Raw genomic sequence first — 16,191 nt, forward strand, 5'->3', positions numbered from 1 at the left:
AATGAAAAAAGCGCTTCTGGTAGTCAGTTTTGGCACCAGCTATCACGACACCTGTGAAAAAAACATTGTGGCGTGCGAACGTGATCTGGCGGCGTCCTGTCCCGATCGCGACCTGTTTCGCGCCTTCACTTCCGGAATGATCATTCGCAAGCTTCGCCAGCGTGACGGTATCGACATCGATACGCCATTACAGGCTTTGCAAAAGCTTGCCGCACAGGGATATCAGGACGTGGCGATTCAGTCGTTGCACATTATTAACGGCGACGAATATGAAAAAATTGTCCGTGAGGTACAACTCTTGCGTCCGTTATTCACTCGCCTGACGCTGGGCGTGCCGCTGCTGAGCAGCCATAACGATTATGTGCAGCTAATGCAGGCGTTGCGACAACAGATGCCATCGCTCAGACAAACGGAGAAAGTCGTTTTTATGGGCCACGGCGCCAGCCATCACGCATTCGCAGCCTATGCCTGTCTCGATCATATGATGACCGCGCAGCGCTTCCCGGCGCGCGTCGGCGCCGTAGAAAGCTACCCGGAGGTCGACATCCTGATCGACAGCCTGCGTGACGAAGGCGTCACCGGCGTACATTTGATGCCATTAATGCTGGTGGCGGGCGATCACGCCATTAATGATATGGCTTCAGACGACGGCGACTCATGGAAAATGCGCTTTAACGCGGCGGGCATTCCGGCGACGCCGTGGCTGAGCGGGCTGGGAGAAAACCCGGCTATCCGGGCGATGTTTGTCGCGCATTTGCACCAGGCGCTGAACATGGCGGTAGAGGAGGCGGCATGAACGGTAAATTATACGCATTAAGCACCGGGCCAGGCGCGCCCGACCTGATAACCGTCCGCGCAGCGCGGATTCTTGGCTCGCTGGACATTCTGTATGCGCCCGCCGGTCGTAAGGGGGGCGATAGTCTGGCGCTGTCGATTGTGCGCGACTATCTCGGCGAGCAGACGGAAGTACGTTGTTGCCATTTCCCTATGAGCGCTGACGGCGCCGAGAAAGAAGCGGTCTGGAACGAGGTTGCCGCCGCGCTTACCGCAGAGGTGAAAGCGGGTAAACAGGTCGGTTTTATTACCCTGGGCGATGCGATGCTATTCAGTACCTGGATTTTTTTACTCCAGCGTATCGGCTGCCCGGAGTGGCTGGAGATTGTCCCCGGCGTCACGTCCTTCGCCGCGATAGCCGCCCGCGCGAAAATGCCGCTCGCCATAGAACGGCAATCGCTGGCGGTTATTTCTTGTACCGCGCCGGAAGCGGAAATAGCCCAGGCGCTACAACAGCATGATAGCCTGGTGCTGATGAAAGTGTATGGCCGGTTCGCTCGTATTAAAGCGTTGCTGGCGCAGGCTGGCCTGCTGGAATGCGCCTTAATGATGTCCGAGGCCACGCTGCCCGGCGAGCAGTGCTGGCGCCATCTCCACGAGGTCAACGATGATCGACCGTTGCCCTATTTTTCGACCATTCTGGTCAATAAACAGTGGGAGTATGCAGAATGAAACTTGAACAGCAGCTTCGACAGTTGTCTTTCAGTGGACTGGCTGCAGCGCTATTGCTGATGGTTGTCCCGCAACAGGCGTTTGCGATGCATATCATGGAGGGCTTTTTACCGCCAGTGTGGGCGCTGGCCTGGTGGTTACTGTTTTTACCCTGCTTGTGGTATGGGCTGGTGCGCTTACGGCGTATTGTGCAGGAGGATAATCATCAGAAGGTACTGCTGGCGCTGTGCGGCGCGTTTATTTTTGTCCTGTCCGCGCTCAAAATTCCGTCGGTAACGGGGAGTTGTTCACATCCGACCGGCGTTGGTCTGGCGGTTATCTTGTTCGGGCCCGGGGTGGTGGCGATTCTCGGCGCGGTTGTGCTGTTGTTTCAGGCGCTATTGCTGGCGCACGGCGGCCTGACGACGCTTGGCGCAAATGGAATGTCGATGGCGGTGATTGGCCCGGTTGTCGGTTATCTGGTGTGGAAAATGGCCTGCCGTGCCGGACTGCGCCGTGATGTCGCCGTTTTTCTGTGCGCGATGCTGGCGGATTTGGCGACCTATTTTGTGACTTCAGTCCAGCTTGGCGTTGCGTTTCCCGATCCCCATGCCGGAGCGACAGGGTCTGTTGTGAAGTTTATGGGGATTTTCTGCCTCACACAGATTCCTGTCGCCATTGCCGAGGGTTTATTAACCGTCATGATTTATGACCAGTTAACCAAACGGCAAGTGATTACCGTACAAGGACATTAAAATGAAAAAAACGTTGATGTTGTTAGCGATGGTGGTGGCGCTGGTGATTCTGCCGTTTTTTATTAACCATGGCGGTGAATATGGCGGTTCAGACGGCGAAGCGGAAAGCCAGATTCAGGCTATTGCGCCGCAGTATAAACCCTGGTTTCAGCCGTTATATGAACCTGCCAGCGGTGAAATTGAAAGCCTGCTGTTTACCCTTCAGGGCTCTCTTGGCGCGGCGGTGATTTTTTATATCCTGGGGTATTGCAAAGGTAAACAACGCCGTGATGACCGGGCTTGATCGACTCAGCTATCAAAGCCGCTGGGCACACGTTGCGCCGCAGCGCAAGTTTTTGCTGTGGCTGGCGATGATGATACTGGCGTTTGCTCTGCCGCCTGTAGGGCAGGGCATTGAGCTGCTGATCATTGCCGGATTGAGCTGTTGGCTATTGCGCATATCCCTCTGGCGCTGGTGTCGATGGATGGCGATACCTTTTGGATTTTTGTTGGTCGGCGTGATAACGATTATCTTCAGCATCAGCCGCGAGCCGCAAATGCTGCTGGCTGGCATATCTGTCGGGCCGTACTGGATCGGGATTACCCGTGCGGGCGTGGTCACGGCGAATGACACGTTCTGGCGTAGCCTGACGGCGCTGTCCGCGACGTTGTGGCTGGTGATGAACCTACCGTTTCCGCAGTTAATTAGCTTGCTTAAGCGCGCGCATATTCCACGCCTGCTTACCGAGCAAATCCTGTTAACGTGGCGCTTTCTCTTTATTCTTCTGGATGAGGCGGTGGCAATTCGTCGCGCGCAAACGCTGCGTTTTGGTTATTGCAGCCTGCCGAACGGCTATCGATCTCTGGCAATGCTGGCTGGACTCCTGTTTACGCGGGTGTTAATGCGTTATCAGCAAATGACTACCACGCTGGATATCAAACTGTATCAGGGTGATTTTCACCTGTAAGGACTATTATGCTTGCCACTTCAGACCTGTGGTTTCGTTATCAGGATGAGCCGGTACTTAAAGGGTTAAATCTGGATTTTTCGCTTTCGCCTGTTACCGGTTTGGTGGGCGCGAACGGCTGTGGGAAGTCTACGCTTTTTATGAACCTGAGCGGCCTGTTGCGTCCGCAAAAAGGGGCCGTGTTGTGGCAGGGAAAACCGCTGGATTACAGCAAGCGCGGACTACTGGCGCTGCGCCAGCAAGTTGCGACGGTTTTTCAGGACCCTGAACAGCAGATTTTTTATACTGATATCGATAGCGACATTGCGTTTAGTTTACGTAATTTGGGGGTGCCGGAGGCGGAAATCACGCGCCGCGTCGACGAGGCGCTAACGCTGGTTGACGCCCAACATTTTCGCCATCAGCCCATTCAGTGTTTGAGTCATGGGCAAAAAAAACGTGTGGCTATCGCCGGAGCGCTGGTGCTACAGGCGCGCTATCTATTGCTGGATGAACCCACTGCTGGTCTCGATCCCGCAGGGCGCACTCAGATGATTGCTATCATCAGGCGGATTGTGGCGCAGGGCAATCATGTCATTATCTCCAGCCATGATATCGATCTTATTTATGAAATTAGCGATGCCGTATACGTGTTACGCCAGGGCCAGATCCTGATGCATGGCGCGCCTGGCGAGGTTTTCGCGTGTACGGAAGCGATGGAACAAGCGGGGCTAACCCAGCCCTGGCTGGTCAAACTTCATACTCAACTGGGACTGCCGCTGTGTAAAACAGAAACGGAGTTTTTTCATCGAATGCAAAAGTGCGCATTCAGGGAGGCGTCATGACGCAGGCAGTTATGTTGCAGGGGACGGCATCCGACGTCGGCAAAAGTGTGCTGGCGGCGGGTTTATGCCGCATTTTTTATCAGGATGGTCTGCGTACCGCGCCGTTTAAATCGCAAAATATGGCGCTTAATTCTGGTATTACGCCGGATGGTAAAGAGATGGGGCGGGCGCAGATTTTTCAGGCGGAAGCCGCGGGGATCACGCCAGATGTGCGTATGAACCCGGTGCTGCTCAAACCGACCAGCGATCGCCAGGCGCAGGTCGTGCTGATGGGGAAAGTGGCGACCAATATGGATGCGGTTAGTTACCATGACTATAAACCGCGTTTGCGTGAGCAAATCCTTGCGGTCTATAACAGCCTGGCGCAGGAATATGACGTTATTGTGCTGGAAGGCGCCGGAAGCCCGGCGGAAATCAATCTGCGCGATCGCGATATCGTCAATATGGGAATGGCGGAAATGGCCCAGTGTCCGGTTATTCTGGTGGCGGATATCGACCGGGGCGGCGTATTCGCCGCTATTTATGGCACGCTGGCGCTGCTGCATAAACAGGAGCGTGACAGAGTAAAGGGCGTCATTATCAACAAATTCCGCGGCGACGTGGCGCTACTCTATTCCGGTATCGAACAAATCGAATCGCTTACTGGCGTCCCGGTCCTGGGAGTGATGCCATGGCTGGATGTGGATCTGGAAGATGAAGATGGCGTCGCGCTGCAAAACGATAAATATCGCGGTAACGCCCCCCGTGATATCACTATTGCCATTGTGCAACTGCCACATATTTCTAACTTTACGGATTTTAACGCTCTGGCGGCGCAGCCGGATGTGCGCATACGCTATATTCGCCGCCCGGAAGCGTTGACTGACGCTGATCTGGTGATCCTGCCGGGCAGTAAGAATACGCTGAGCGACCTCGCCTGGCTGCGCGAAAGCGGGATGGCGGATGCGGTATTGCAGACACATCGGCAGGGAGTGCCGGTGATGGGGATTTGCGGCGGCTACCAGATGCTGGGCGACACCATTGTGGATGAAGTGGAGTCGGGGCTGGGTACGCAGTCGGGCCTGGGGCTGCTTAATACGATCACTCGCTTTGCACAGGATAAAACCACGACGCAGGTTAACGCGACAATGTCAGGCGAGCTGCCCGGCTGGCTGGCTGCCGCGGCGGGGCTACCGGTACGCGGTTATGAAATTCACATGGGGGAAACGGTGCTGCAGGAAGGATGCTGTACGGCCATGACGTTACAGAAAAATGGATGCTCTATGGCGGATGGCGCGGTCACCGCCGACGGACTGGCGTTTGGCACTTACCTTCATGGCCTGTTTGACAGCGATGCGTTTACCCGTGCGGTGGTCAATGGGTTACGGGCGCGAAAAGGGTTTGCGCCGTGGGAAACGACTTTTTGTTATGCGGATCATAAAGCGCGGCAATTTGATCTGCTGGCGGAAGCGATGCGGCAACATATTGATATTGATAAAATTTATAGCATCATGCAACAACATCAGGAGCCGGTATGATGATTCTGGTGACGGGCGGGGCGCGTAGTGGTAAAAGCCGTCATGCTGAAACCTTAATTGGCGATGCGCCGCAGGTACTGTATATCGCCACCTCGCAGATCCTTGATGACGAGATGGCGGCGAGAATTCAGCATCATAAAGATGGCAGGCCGGCACACTGGCGGACCGCAGAATGCTGGCGGCATCTTGATACGTTGATTACCGCGGATCTTGCCCCTGACGACGCGATTTTGCTGGAATGTATTACCACCATGGTGACGAATCTGCTGTTTGCGCTGGGAGGCGAAAACGATCCCGAACAATGGGATTATGCGGCGATGGAGCGCGCCATTGACGATGAAATTCAGATTTTAATTGCAGCCTGCCAGCGCTGCCCGGCGAAAGTGGTACTGGTGACAAATGAGGTGGGAATGGGGATCGTCCCGGAAAACCGTCTGGCGCGCCATTTTCGTGATATTGCCGGTCGGGTCAACCAACGACTGGCGGCAGCGGCGGATGAGGTCTGGCTGGTGGTCTCAGGTATTGGAGTCAAAATTAAATGAGTAAGCTGTTTTGGGCCATGCTCGCTTTTATTAGCCGCTTGCCCGTGCCGTCACGCTGGTCGCAGGGACTGGATTTCGAGCAGTATTCGCGTGGGATCGTGATATTTCCCTTTATCGGGTTGATTCTGGGAGGGGTAAGCGGCCTGATTTTCATCCTCCTGCAACCCTGGTGTGGTATTCCGCTAGCGGCGTTGCTCTGTATTCTGGCGCTGGCGCTGCTGACAGGTGGTTTTCACCTGGATGGGCTGGCCGATACCTGCGATGGCATTTTTTCCGCGCGCCGCCGTGAGCGAATGCTGGAGATTATGCGTGATAGTCGTCTGGGAACCCATGGCGGGCTGGCGCTTATTTTTGTGCTCCTGACAAAAATTCTGGTTGTCAGCGAACTGGCGTTACGTGGAACGCCAATGTTGGCGGCGCTGGCGGCGGCCTGTGCGGCCGGACGCGGCAGCGCCGTTTTATTGATGTACCGTCATCGCTACGCCCGTGAAGAGGGGCTTGGCAATGTATTTATCGGTAAAGTCAGCGGACGGCAAACCTGCATTACTCTGGGATTGGCGATAATCATCGCCACGGTATTACTGCCTGGTATGCAAGGACTGGCCGCAATGGTGGTCACATGCGCGGCGATTTTCATCCTTGGCCAGTTGCTTAAACGTACGCTTGGCGGTCAAACCGGCGATACGCTGGGCGCGGCGATCGAACTTGGCGAATTGATCTTTCTGCTGGCTCTATTATGAGCCGATTATTACGGACGAGACATCTTATGCAGACACTACACGCTTTACTTCGTGACATTCCTGCGCCGGACGCCGAGGCGATGGCGCGTGCGCAGCAACATATTGACGGCCTGCTCAAACCGCCGGGCAGCCTGGGCAGACTGGAAACCTTAGCCGTTCAGCTCGCGGGAATGCCGGGTCTTAACGGTACGCCGCAGGTAGGTGAAAAGGCGGTGCTGGTGATGTGCGCCGACCATGGCGTCTGGGATGAAGGCGTAGCGGTTTCGCCCAAAATCGTGACGGCGATTCAGGCGGCGAATATGACGCGGGGAACAACCGGCGTATGTGTGCTTGCCGCTCAGGCCGGTGCGAAGGTGCATGTCATTGATGTCGGTATTGATGCCGAACCTATTCCTGGCGTAGTTGATATGCGCGTCGCGCGCGGCTGCGGAAATATTGCCGTTGGCCCGGCGATGAGTCGCTCGCAGGCTGAAGCGCTTTTGCTGGAGGTTTCCCGCTACACCTGCGACCTGGCGCAACGCGGCGTGACCTTATTTGGCGTAGGGGAGCTGGGAATGGCGAACACCACGCCAGCCGCCGCGATGGTCAGCGTTTTTACAGGAAGTGATGCAAAAGAGGTGGTGGGGATTGGCGCGAATCTTCCGCCTTCCCGCATCGATAATAAAGTGGACGTCGTGCGGCGGGCGATTGCGATTAATCAGCCCAATCCGCGCGATGGCATTGATGTGTTGTCGAAGGTGGGTGGTTTCGATCTGGTCGGGATGACCGGCGTGATGCTTGGTGCGGCAAGGTGTGGCTTACCCGTATTGCTGGATGGCTTTCTTTCCTACTCGGCAGCGCTGGCGGCCTGTCAGATTGCGCCTGCGGTGAGACCTTATCTGATCTCGTCGCACTTTTCGGCGGAAAAGGGTGCCCGCATCGCGCTCGCGCATTTGTCTATGGAACCCTATTTGCATATGGCGATGCGGTTAGGTGAAGGAAGCGGCGCGGCGCTGGCGATGCCGATCGTGGAAGCCGCGTGCGCCATGTTCCACAATATGGGGGAGTTAGCGGCCAGTAATATTGTCCTGCCGGAGGGGAACGCAAACGCAACATAACCCGGGCGCACAACACCAGCCATGTGAGAAAAAAGCTATACTTAACGCACACCTGCCGCGACAAAGGAAGGGATATAATGCGTCGTATCACACCTTTTTTTCCGTTTTTCGTCTTGTTGGTAAGCCATTTCTCGCTGGCTATAAGCTATCCGTTGCCGCCCGAAGGCAGTCGTCTGGTAGGACAGCCTGTCACAGTCGCCGTACCACAGAACAATACTCAGCCCTTAGAGTCATTTGCCGCCCGCTACGGTCAGGGGCTGAGTAATATGCTTGAAGCGAATCCCGGCGTGGATGTGTTTTTACCTCAGTCTGGTTCCACACTGGTGGTGCCGCAGCAGTTGATTCTGCCTGACACCGTTCGTGAAGGTATTGTGGTAAACGTCGCCGAGATGCGCCTTTATTATTATCCCGCAGGCACGAATACGGTTGAGGTGCTACCCATTGGTATTGGTCAGGCTGGCCGTGAAACGCCGCGCAACTGGGTAACTGCGGTTGAACGCAAACAAGATGGCCCGGTTTGGGTGCCAACGGCTAATACGCGTCGGGAATATGCTAAAGAGGGAAAAACGCTGCCCGCGATGGTGCCTGCGGGGCCGGATAACCCTATGGGGCTATACGCAATATATATCGGCAGGTTATATGCCATCCATGGCACTAACGCTAACTTTGGCATTGGCCTTCGCGTCAGTCAGGGCTGTATCCGTTTACGCAATGACGATATTAAATATTTATTCGACCATGTTCCTGTAGGAACCCGCGTTCAGATTATCGACAGGCCCGTTAAATTTTCGGTAGAGCCGGATGGTAGTCGTTGGCTGGAGGTACACGAACCGCTTTCTCGTAACCGTGCTGAATTTGAGTCAGACAAAAAAGTTCCATTGCCCGTTACGCCAGTGCTGCGCACGTTTATCAAAGGGGATGACGTTGATACTTCGCGGGTTAATGAGGTGCTGGAGCGCCGTTCCGGAATGCCGGTCAACATTAGCGCAGGCAGGTCTGGCCTTTAAATATCCCGCCACATTGCTGGTTTTCATGGGCTGGAGTATCTGTATTAGTAGTGAGTGTCATGGCAGGGGCTCCATTTTCTCAACGAACCGTGAGGCCCCCGATTAAGTCCCAAAAAACTATGGGTATCAAAAAACCCGGTAAACCTTATCAGGTCAACCGGGTAAAGATAAGTTCTTGTTTTTTGAACGTCTCCGGACTCACCAGGATGTCCCGAAACTAAAATCTGGCTCCTCTGACTGGACTCGAACCAGTGACATACGGATTAACAGTCCGCCGTTCTACCGACTGAACTACAGAGGAATCGTGTGGGGTCGTATATTAGCGGCGGAAAAATTTTTGTCAAACCCCATTTAACCTCTTACAGATTCGATTGCGGGTTATCTCATCACTTTGTTGCATTTGCAGACATTTTTTCTGCAAAAAGCTTTGCAGCCTTACGATTTCTCGCTCATTATTGAAATGTGGTTTCAACTCTCTTCTTTAAGGTCCATTTTGAACGTCTCCACTGCCTTACGCCAGGCTGTCGTCCGTACGCCCTGGTATGCCAAACGCAAGAGCTACAAAGTGTTGTTCTGGCGTGAAATCACCCCACTTGCTATCCCTATTTTTCTGGAAAATACCTGTGTTTTGCTAATGGGCGTGCTCAGTACTTTTCTCGTCAGTTGGCTGGGCAAGGAAGCAATGGCGGGCGTGGGGCTTGCCGACAGTTTTAATATGGTAATTATGGCTTTTTTTGCGGCTATCGATCTTGGTACTACGGTGGTGGTCGCCTTTAGCCTCGGCAAGCGCGACAGGCGACGCGCAAGGGCGGCGGCGCGCCAGTCGTTGGTGATTATGACGCTATTTGCCGTTGTGCTGGCAGTGGTCATTCATTATTTCGGCAGTGAAATTATTAATATTGTCGCAGGCGAGGCGACGCCAGAAGTAAAGGGGCTGGCGTTAACGTACCTTGAACTGACGGTGCTGAGTTATCCGGCTGCGGCAATTGCGCTAATCGGTAGCGGCGCGCTGCGTGGGGCAGGGAATACGAAAATCCCGTTGATGATTAACGGCGGGATGAACATTCTCAATATTATTATCAGCAGCATCCTGATTTACGGGGCTTTCTCCTGGCAAGGGCTGGGTTTTGCCGGCGCGGGGCTGGGATTAACCATTTCGCGCTACATCGGCGCGGTAGCGATTATTTGGGTGCTGATGATTGGTTTTAATCCGGCGCTGCGCATTCCGCTGAAAAGCTATCTGAAGCCGCTGAATTTCGGCATTATCTGGGAAGTGATGGGTATCGGTATTCCGGCGAGCATTGAATCAGTGCTGTTCAACGGTGGCAAGCTACTGACGCAAATGTTTGTCGCCGGAATGGGCACTAACGTTATTGCGGGTAACTTTATTGCCTTTTCCGTGGCGGCGCTTATCAACCTGCCGGGTAACGCCCTTGGTTCGGCGTCGACTATTATCACCGGTAAGCGTCTTGGTACCGGGCAAATTGGTCAGGCAGAGCGTCAACTGCGCCATGTATTCTGGATGTCGACTATCGTACTTACGGCAATTGCCTGGGGGACGGCGCCGTTTGCGGGTCTGTTTGCCTCATTTTATACCCAGGAGCAGGACGTAAAAGAGGTAGTGAAAGTTCTGCTCTGGCTTAATGCTGCCTTTATGCCAATTTGGGCGGCCGCGTGGGTGTTGCCGTCGGGTTTTAAAGGCGCGCGCGATGTGCGATTTGCGATGTGGGTATCGATGCTGGGGATGTGGGGCTGTCGCGTTGTGGCAGGGTATACGCTTGGTATTGTGCTGGGTATGGGGGTTGTAGGGGTTTGGCTGGGGATGTTTCTTGACTGGGCCGTGCGTGGCGCACTGTTTTACTGGCGTCTGATAAGCGGGCGCTGGCTGTGGAGATACCCGCGCGTAAAGAGGGAGTAAGCGCTTTTTGCTGTGAAAATCATCAGGAAACGGTGAATTTTAACCGAAGTGTGGAATAAAGCAGCAAACGAACTTTTTTTGTGAAAACAGGCTTTGACAAGCCAGGGGCACCTCGTTAATATTCGCCCCGTTCACACGATTCCTCTGTAGTTCAGTCGGTAGAACGGCGGACTGTTAATCCGTATGTCACTGGTTCGAGTCCAGTCAGAGGAGCCAGATTTTAGTTTCGGGATATCCTGGTGAGTCCGGAGACGTTTAAAAAAACAATAACTTATCTTTACCCGGTTGACCTGAGAAGGTTTACCGGGTTTTTTGACATCCATGGTTTTTGGGGGCTTAATCGGAGGCTTCACGGTTCGTTGGAAAAATGGAGCCCCCACGTATGGCATTAACCGATACCGCTATCCGCAAGATCAAACCCGTATCAGTATGCTGACATATAGATGTGTTCGGTTCAAACGGAGCGATCACACAAGCTTGCCAGGTGATGCCCCTGGTGGGAATCGCGACTGTCTCTTTCATCTGATTTCAGATATTTCCAGTGATCTTGATCCGTTCTTTCCCAAAAGATTGATTTCTTTCATTCGAAACAAGGATGTACAATAAGTAAACCAAAATAGTAACTATAGAGTTTCTAATGGATACAGTAGAAGAACTAAATGGAACATACTTCTATGCAGGAAAATCCAATCTGACTGCTGCCGAACTTCTGTTATGATTTTTTGTGAGAATACCGCAAGCCAGTTTGGGATTGGTGTTGCAGATTTCGGGGCTGTTGTTGCTTTGGCATCAGGTCGTAATAATCTTTGGACAAGGGCGAAACCCGCTGGAGCGACTAAAGGCACATCATACGCGTCCAGGACTGCACGTGCAGTGTTTAAAAAGTCAAAATTTCCCTTTGGAATATTCCTTCCGACATGGTTAGGCGGTTACACCCCGTGGACAGCCAGACGTGTTATGGTTCGTAACATTGCGCCGTTTGTTGGACGTTTCATTCCTTTGATCGGGGAAATTATCCTTGCCGCAGATGTGTCACAAATAACATATCTCACTATACGCGACTACAATACCATTGCTCGGGGCAATGATAAGTTATGGTAGACAATATTGAACAGCAAGTTTACGAGCTTGTACGGCCTTATGCTGGCACATATCTGTTCAACATTAAGCAAGTGGAATTAACACCAGAGATTGACCTTGATACTGATCTGAGCATTGATGAACTTGAAGCCGAAGATCTCATGAATAAATTCTTCGAGAAACTCAATGTCGAGCGAGGTAACTTCAGAATAGAAACCTATTTTCCTAATCACCCTTTTTCATGGCATCCGTTCAAGAAAACGGAGCCTGTACCCGTCCCAGATTTCACTATCAGCATGCTGATCGAGTCAGCAAAAGCCGGGAAATGGTTATATGACTAATTGTAATGAACTTAACAAATAGCTGTACCAGTACCCTTCTTTTTGAGCGATGATGGTGGCGCTAAGATAGTTCTCTTTTCTTTTTTAAAGGTTCATGTTTACTGCCGCCGCCCTTACGCTAACCCCTTTAGTTTCCTCCTTTGCTGTCATACTATCGAATGACGTGCCTCACCTGTGAACGCTAAGGAGAATAATATGGAAAATAAAGGCACAAACCTGACGCCCGAGCAGGCGCTGGATCGCCTGGAGGAGCTGTACGAGCAGTCGGTTAACGCGCTCCGTGAAGCCATCGCTGACTATGTTGATAACGGCACGCTGCCCGATCCCCACGCCAGGCTTAACGGACTGTTTGTTTATCCTTCGCTGTCTGTAAGCTGGGATGGCGCGACACCGAACCCGCCTAAAACACGCGCTTTTGGACGCTTTACTCATCCTGGCTGTTATACCACTACCGTTACGCGGCCTGCGCTATTTCGCGCTTATCTTCTGGAACAGCTTAACCTCGTTTACCATGATTATGGCGCGCATATTGCGGTGGAGGCCTCGCACCATGAGATCCCGTATCCTTACGTGATCGATGGCTCGGCTCTGACGCTGGATCGTTCTATGAGCGCTGGGCTAACGCGCCATTTTCCTACCACAGAACTGGCACAGATTGGCGATGAGACAGCAGACGGTCTGTTCCACCCCGGCGAATTCTATCCGTTATCGCACTTCGACGCGCGTCGTGTTGACTTCTCGTTGGCCCGGTTACGGCACTATACCGGTACGCCGGTTGAACATTTTCAGCCCTTCGTTTTGTTTACCAACTACACCCGCTATGTCGATGAGTTTGTGCGCTGGGGATGCAGCCAAATTCTTGATCCTGACAGCCCCTATATCGCGCTTTCCTGTGCCGGCGGAATTTGGATCACGGCAGAAACGGAAGCGCCGGAAGAGGCTATTTCCGATCTGGCCTGGAAGAAACATCAGATGCCCGCCTGGCACCTGGTAACGGCAGATGGGCAGGGGATTACGCTGGTAAATATCGGTGTCGGCCCTTCAAATGCTAAAACGATTTGCGACCATTTGGCCGTGTTGCGGCCTGACGTCTGGCTTATGATTGGGCACTGTGGAGGGTTACGAGAAAGTCAGGCGATTGGCGATTATGTGCTGGCCCATGCCTACTTACGCGATGATCATGTGCTGGATGCCGTTCTGCCGCCTGATATTCCGATTCCAAGCATTGCGGAAGTACAGCGTGCGCTGTACGACGCTACCAAAGCGGTTAGCGGAATGCCCGGCGAAGAGGTGAAACAGCGACTGCGCACGGGAACCGTCGTCACCACGGATGACCGTAACTGGGAGCTTCGTTATTCCGCATCGGCGCTGCGATTCAACCTTAGCCGCGCGGTCGCGATTGATATGGAGAGCGCGACGATTGCAGCCCAGGGCTATCGCTTCCGCGTGCCTTACGGCACGCTACTTTGTGTTTCTGACAAACCTTTACACGGTGAAATTAAACTGCCCGGGCAGGCAAACCGGTTTTATGAGGGGGCTATTTCAGAACATTTGCAAATTGGTATTCGTGCTATTGATTTACTACGCGCAGAAGGTGATCGTTTGCACTCACGTAAATTACGCACGTTTAATGAGCCACCGTTTCGCTAACGAAATGAGCTGTCGCCTGCTGTTGGACAGGAGTGGAAGAGGCGTATTTATGTGATATGAAAAGCGGCTGAATGAAGCCTTAGCGGGAGGCGATTTTGCATCCCGCTAAGGCCTTATTGTGCCGCGAGCTCCATCACCATCACCGGAGATCTGTCGCCGATAATCGCGTCTACGTCAGGAAACGCGCCGGAAGGCGAAAACATTGCGCCGCACTTCACGCTCTTTGAGCGCCTGACCCACAAGCCCGGATTAACAAGCAGATACCGACCATGAGAATCGATCAGCTTAAAGGGGTTATCAGAAGGCTTGATACTGCGGATTTGTGCGTTGGTTAGAGACACAGGATGGTCACGCCATTATCGAACTGAAATGGCCCAAAGTTTCGCCGGATGCGCAGGAAAAACCAGATGCGCATCGGGAGGTATTTTCACGCTAACTTATTGAAATCTGTGGTAATAAGAATTTATAAGTAAGCCTGAAAACAGGAATTTGTCTCCTCTGACTGGATACTGATATTGATTTATCATATTGAATTTATGAAGATTTTATTTTTAAAATTGGAGTGAGGCCCTCAATAAGGCTCCAAACGCAATAACTGTTCTGAAATGTGATATTTGTCATGTTTTAGATTACTCTTTGGCCGTAAGTGGGCATAACAGACAGCTTTGTGTCAAAGTGGACATCGGTTATGTAATTACCTGAGTGCCAAAGCCAAAATATCAGTACGATAACCAACTCAATACGAAATTTGTGAGTTGGTTTGTAATGGTTCGGTTAAATTTCACTGTGTTCTTTTGGCTTAATTACAAGTAAGGCAATCAAGACACTAATTGATGCAGCAAGCAGAACCATATTATTTACTGCATCATAAGCGAAAATATATGAGAACGGGCTATCAAATTAACATTAATTACTTATTACTAACTCACTGTAAGTTAATTTAGTTAAGTACTTAACATAGTCTACTGCGTTTTCTTTAATCACTTCTTTGGAAGGGTTATATTCTGCACCATAAAAGGCAAAGTGTGGAACATATTCAGCACCAACATATTTAATCGTAATTTCAAATGGGCGAAGTACTTCTTGCATGGTAAATTTATAACGGCCATTCGCCATATAGTCTGCCAGTTCAATACCGGCAGTTACAGCCAAAGCTATTTTTTTATTCTTCAGCTTATCGCCTGTAGAGCCGTATGCCCATCCATAAAGAAACACTTCATCCAGCCATTGTTTCAACATGGGAGGGCAGTTGAACCAGTAAACTGGGAACTGCAAAACCAGCGACTCATGTTGCTCAACCAGTCTTTGCTCAGTCTCGATATTGATCCTGCCGTCAGGATATGCTTTATAAAGCTCATGGACAGTAAACTGATCAGGATACTTTTTTAACTCATTTATCCAACACTGATTAACAACTGAATTTTCAATATTTGGATGAGCGACAACTATAAGCGTTTTTTTCATCATTTCCTCATTCAGGACTGACTTGCGATTGGGTTACTCTGGAGTATATGATTGGCCCTGTCGTTTGTGAAGTACGCAAATTTAGGTTATATACTTACCAAAAGGAGAGTGTAAATGATGGCTGAGACATGCTCACAGACTGGTATCAACCTGGAGGAAACCGATTTTGGTTATACTCTTTCCTTAATTAGCGGGAAATATAAAATGATAGTTATGTACTGGTTAAATGAAAATAAACCAGTCATGCGATACAACGAGCTTAAACGCCGCATCGGTACGATTTCTTTCAAAACTCTGAGTAATACTCTGAAAGAACTCGAACAAGATGGAATAATCAATAGGGTGGAGTATCCTCAAATACCGCCCAAAGTTGAATACAGTCTTTCAAAACGAGGGGAATCATTAATGCCAATTCTGGATTTAATGTGTGACTGGGGGGGGAAAAACCGCAACTAATAATTTAGTGGTGTGGATACAGATGATGAACAACTCTGAGTAATTCTCAACTGTTCATAGCAGACTTCGGCGATCGGTGTAATGATTGGCATCGCTCAGCCCAGCTGGTGGCTGGTGATGTTTAGTGATTGATCAGATCGCACAATCCGGGCTGAGTTCCCTCAAAGCGATCTGCTATTCCACACTATTTAGGAACACGTTATCGTAGCTTAGCTGATAGCCTGCATATCATGATAGATAAATGCAGATATTTTCTGAATCACTTCAAAGGGGAGTGTTAGAAATTCTGTGTCATTCCAGTAATATACAATCAAAAAGGAATGACACATGTCCCAGCCCTTCGATTTCGATAAAGCGCTTAAGGCACT

General features: G+C 51.6%; 17 protein-coding genes, 2 tRNA genes and 2 pseudogenes. 17 read left to right on the plus strand and 4 right to left on the minus strand.

Translation table 11 applies throughout. The features are described from left to right. Position 1 precedes the first annotated feature (1 nt). The 11 genes from cbiK (at position 2) to ldtA (ending at position 8,914) form a co-directional block, all read left to right on the plus strand. On the plus strand, positions 2-796 hold the full coding sequence (cbiK, locus tag ACLJR2_RS14115) for a sirohydrochlorin cobaltochelatase (protein WP_000709784.1): 795 nt from the start codon (positions 2-4) through the stop codon (positions 794-796). Continuing rightward, on the plus strand, positions 793-1,506 hold the full coding sequence (locus ACLJR2_RS14120) for a cobalt-factor II C(20)-methyltransferase (protein ID WP_001013558.1): 714 nt from the start codon (positions 793-795) through the stop codon (positions 1,504-1,506). The genes cbiK and ACLJR2_RS14120 overlap by 4 nt, the downstream gene beginning before the upstream one ends. Continuing rightward, a complete protein-coding gene (cbiM, locus tag ACLJR2_RS14125; RefSeq protein ID WP_000764336.1) occupies positions 1,503-2,240 on the plus strand; it encodes a cobalt ECF transporter S component CbiM in 738 nt (245 codons plus the stop codon). The genes ACLJR2_RS14120 and cbiM overlap by 4 nt, the downstream gene beginning before the upstream one ends. 1 nt (position 2,241) lies before the next feature. Then, the gene (locus ACLJR2_RS14130) at positions 2,242-2,523 is read left to right on the plus strand and encodes an energy-coupling factor ABC transporter substrate-binding protein (RefSeq protein ID WP_000753212.1); all 282 of its coding nucleotides are present in this window, start codon (positions 2,242-2,244) and stop codon (positions 2,521-2,523) included. Further along, on the plus strand, positions 2,510-3,187 hold the full coding sequence (locus tag ACLJR2_RS14135) for an energy-coupling factor ABC transporter transmembrane protein (RefSeq protein ID WP_001533721.1): 678 nt from the start codon (positions 2,510-2,512) through the stop codon (positions 3,185-3,187). Before ACLJR2_RS14130 ends, ACLJR2_RS14135 begins: the two co-directional genes overlap by 14 nt. Before the next feature lie 8 nt (positions 3,188-3,195). After that, a complete protein-coding gene (locus tag ACLJR2_RS14140; protein WP_000881536.1) occupies positions 3,196-4,011 on the plus strand; it encodes an energy-coupling factor ABC transporter ATP-binding protein in 816 nt (271 codons plus the stop codon). After that, on the plus strand, positions 4,008-5,528 hold the full coding sequence (locus ACLJR2_RS14145) for a cobyric acid synthase (RefSeq protein ID WP_000189657.1): 1,521 nt from the start codon (positions 4,008-4,010) through the stop codon (positions 5,526-5,528). The genes ACLJR2_RS14140 and ACLJR2_RS14145 overlap by 4 nt, the downstream gene beginning before the upstream one ends. Then, on the plus strand, positions 5,525-6,070 hold the full coding sequence (cobU, locus tag ACLJR2_RS14150) for a bifunctional adenosylcobinamide kinase/adenosylcobinamide-phosphate guanylyltransferase (protein WP_000973193.1): 546 nt from the start codon (positions 5,525-5,527) through the stop codon (positions 6,068-6,070). The genes ACLJR2_RS14145 and cobU overlap by 4 nt, the downstream gene beginning before the upstream one ends. Beyond that, positions 6,067-6,810, plus strand: a complete 744-nt coding sequence (gene cobS / locus ACLJR2_RS14155) for an adenosylcobinamide-GDP ribazoletransferase (protein ID WP_000039984.1) — start codon at positions 6,067-6,069, stop codon at positions 6,808-6,810. Before cobU ends, cobS begins: the two co-directional genes overlap by 4 nt. Positions 6,811-6,836: 26 nt before the next feature. Continuing rightward, on the plus strand, positions 6,837-7,907 hold the full coding sequence (gene cobT, locus ACLJR2_RS14160; protein WP_001193978.1) for a nicotinate-nucleotide--dimethylbenzimidazole phosphoribosyltransferase: 1,071 nt from the start codon (positions 6,837-6,839) through the stop codon (positions 7,905-7,907). Between the two features lie 77 nt (positions 7,908-7,984). Then, a complete protein-coding gene (gene ldtA, locus ACLJR2_RS14165) occupies positions 7,985-8,914 on the plus strand; it encodes a L,D-transpeptidase (RefSeq protein ID WP_001252828.1) in 930 nt (309 codons plus the stop codon). A gap of 225 nt (positions 8,915-9,139) precedes the next feature. Here the strand turns inward: ldtA and ACLJR2_RS14170 are convergent. Then, positions 9,140-9,215 (minus strand) — tRNA-Asn (locus ACLJR2_RS14170). Positions 9,216-9,374: 159 nt separating this feature from the next. Here ACLJR2_RS14170 and ACLJR2_RS14175 point away from each other — a divergent pair. The 4 genes and pseudogenes from ACLJR2_RS14175 (at position 9,375) to ACLJR2_RS14190 (ending at position 12,253) form a co-directional block, all read left to right on the plus strand. Further along, a complete protein-coding gene (locus tag ACLJR2_RS14175; RefSeq protein WP_001669456.1) occupies positions 9,375-10,832 on the plus strand; it encodes an EmmdR/YeeO family multidrug/toxin efflux MATE transporter in 1,458 nt (485 codons plus the stop codon). 140 nt (positions 10,833-10,972) lie between these two features. Next, positions 10,973-11,048: transfer RNA gene (locus ACLJR2_RS14180), tRNA-Asn, on the plus strand. 421 nt (positions 11,049-11,469) lie between these two features. Further along, positions 11,470-11,933 (plus strand): annotated as a pseudogene (locus tag ACLJR2_RS14185) (STM2901 family protein). Continuing rightward, a complete protein-coding gene (locus ACLJR2_RS14190) occupies positions 11,927-12,253 on the plus strand; it encodes a DUF1493 family protein (protein ID WP_000228159.1) in 327 nt (108 codons plus the stop codon). The pseudogene ACLJR2_RS14185 and the gene ACLJR2_RS14190 overlap by 7 nt, the downstream one beginning before the upstream one ends. Here the strand turns inward: ACLJR2_RS14190 and ACLJR2_RS14195 are convergent. Beyond that, a pseudogene (locus tag ACLJR2_RS14195) lies at positions 12,242-12,403 on the minus strand (cytoplasmic protein). The gene ACLJR2_RS14190 and the pseudogene ACLJR2_RS14195 overlap by 12 nt on opposite strands. Positions 12,404-12,448: 45 nt before the next feature. On the opposite strand from ACLJR2_RS14195, the gene ACLJR2_RS14200 reads away from it, so the two are divergent. After that, positions 12,449-13,903 carry an AMP nucleosidase gene (locus ACLJR2_RS14200; protein ID WP_000428191.1) on the plus strand — a complete coding sequence of 485 codons (1,455 nt, stop codon included), beginning with the start codon at positions 12,449-12,451 and terminating at the stop codon, positions 13,901-13,903. Between the two features lie 113 nt (positions 13,904-14,016). On the opposite strand, the gene ACLJR2_RS14205 is transcribed toward ACLJR2_RS14200, so the two are convergent. Continuing rightward, the gene (locus tag ACLJR2_RS14205; RefSeq protein WP_001535094.1) at positions 14,017-14,244 is read right to left on the minus strand and encodes a DUF4102 domain-containing protein; all 228 of its coding nucleotides are present in this window, start codon (positions 14,242-14,244) and stop codon (positions 14,017-14,019) included. 565 nt (positions 14,245-14,809) lie between these two features. Next, the gene (locus ACLJR2_RS14210) at positions 14,810-15,367 is read right to left on the minus strand and encodes an NAD(P)H-dependent oxidoreductase (protein WP_000751883.1); all 558 of its coding nucleotides are present in this window, start codon (positions 15,365-15,367) and stop codon (positions 14,810-14,812) included. Positions 15,368-15,481: 114 nt separating this feature from the next. On the opposite strand from ACLJR2_RS14210, the gene ACLJR2_RS14215 reads away from it, so the two are divergent. Next, a complete protein-coding gene (locus ACLJR2_RS14215; RefSeq protein WP_000967787.1) occupies positions 15,482-15,823 on the plus strand; it encodes a winged helix-turn-helix transcriptional regulator in 342 nt (113 codons plus the stop codon). Positions 15,824-16,191 lie beyond the last annotated feature (368 nt).

It is taken from the genome of Salmonella sp. SAL03688 (assembly GCF_046551895.1).
GTDB classification, from domain to species: Bacteria; Pseudomonadota; Gammaproteobacteria; order Enterobacterales; family Enterobacteriaceae; genus Salmonella; species Salmonella enterica.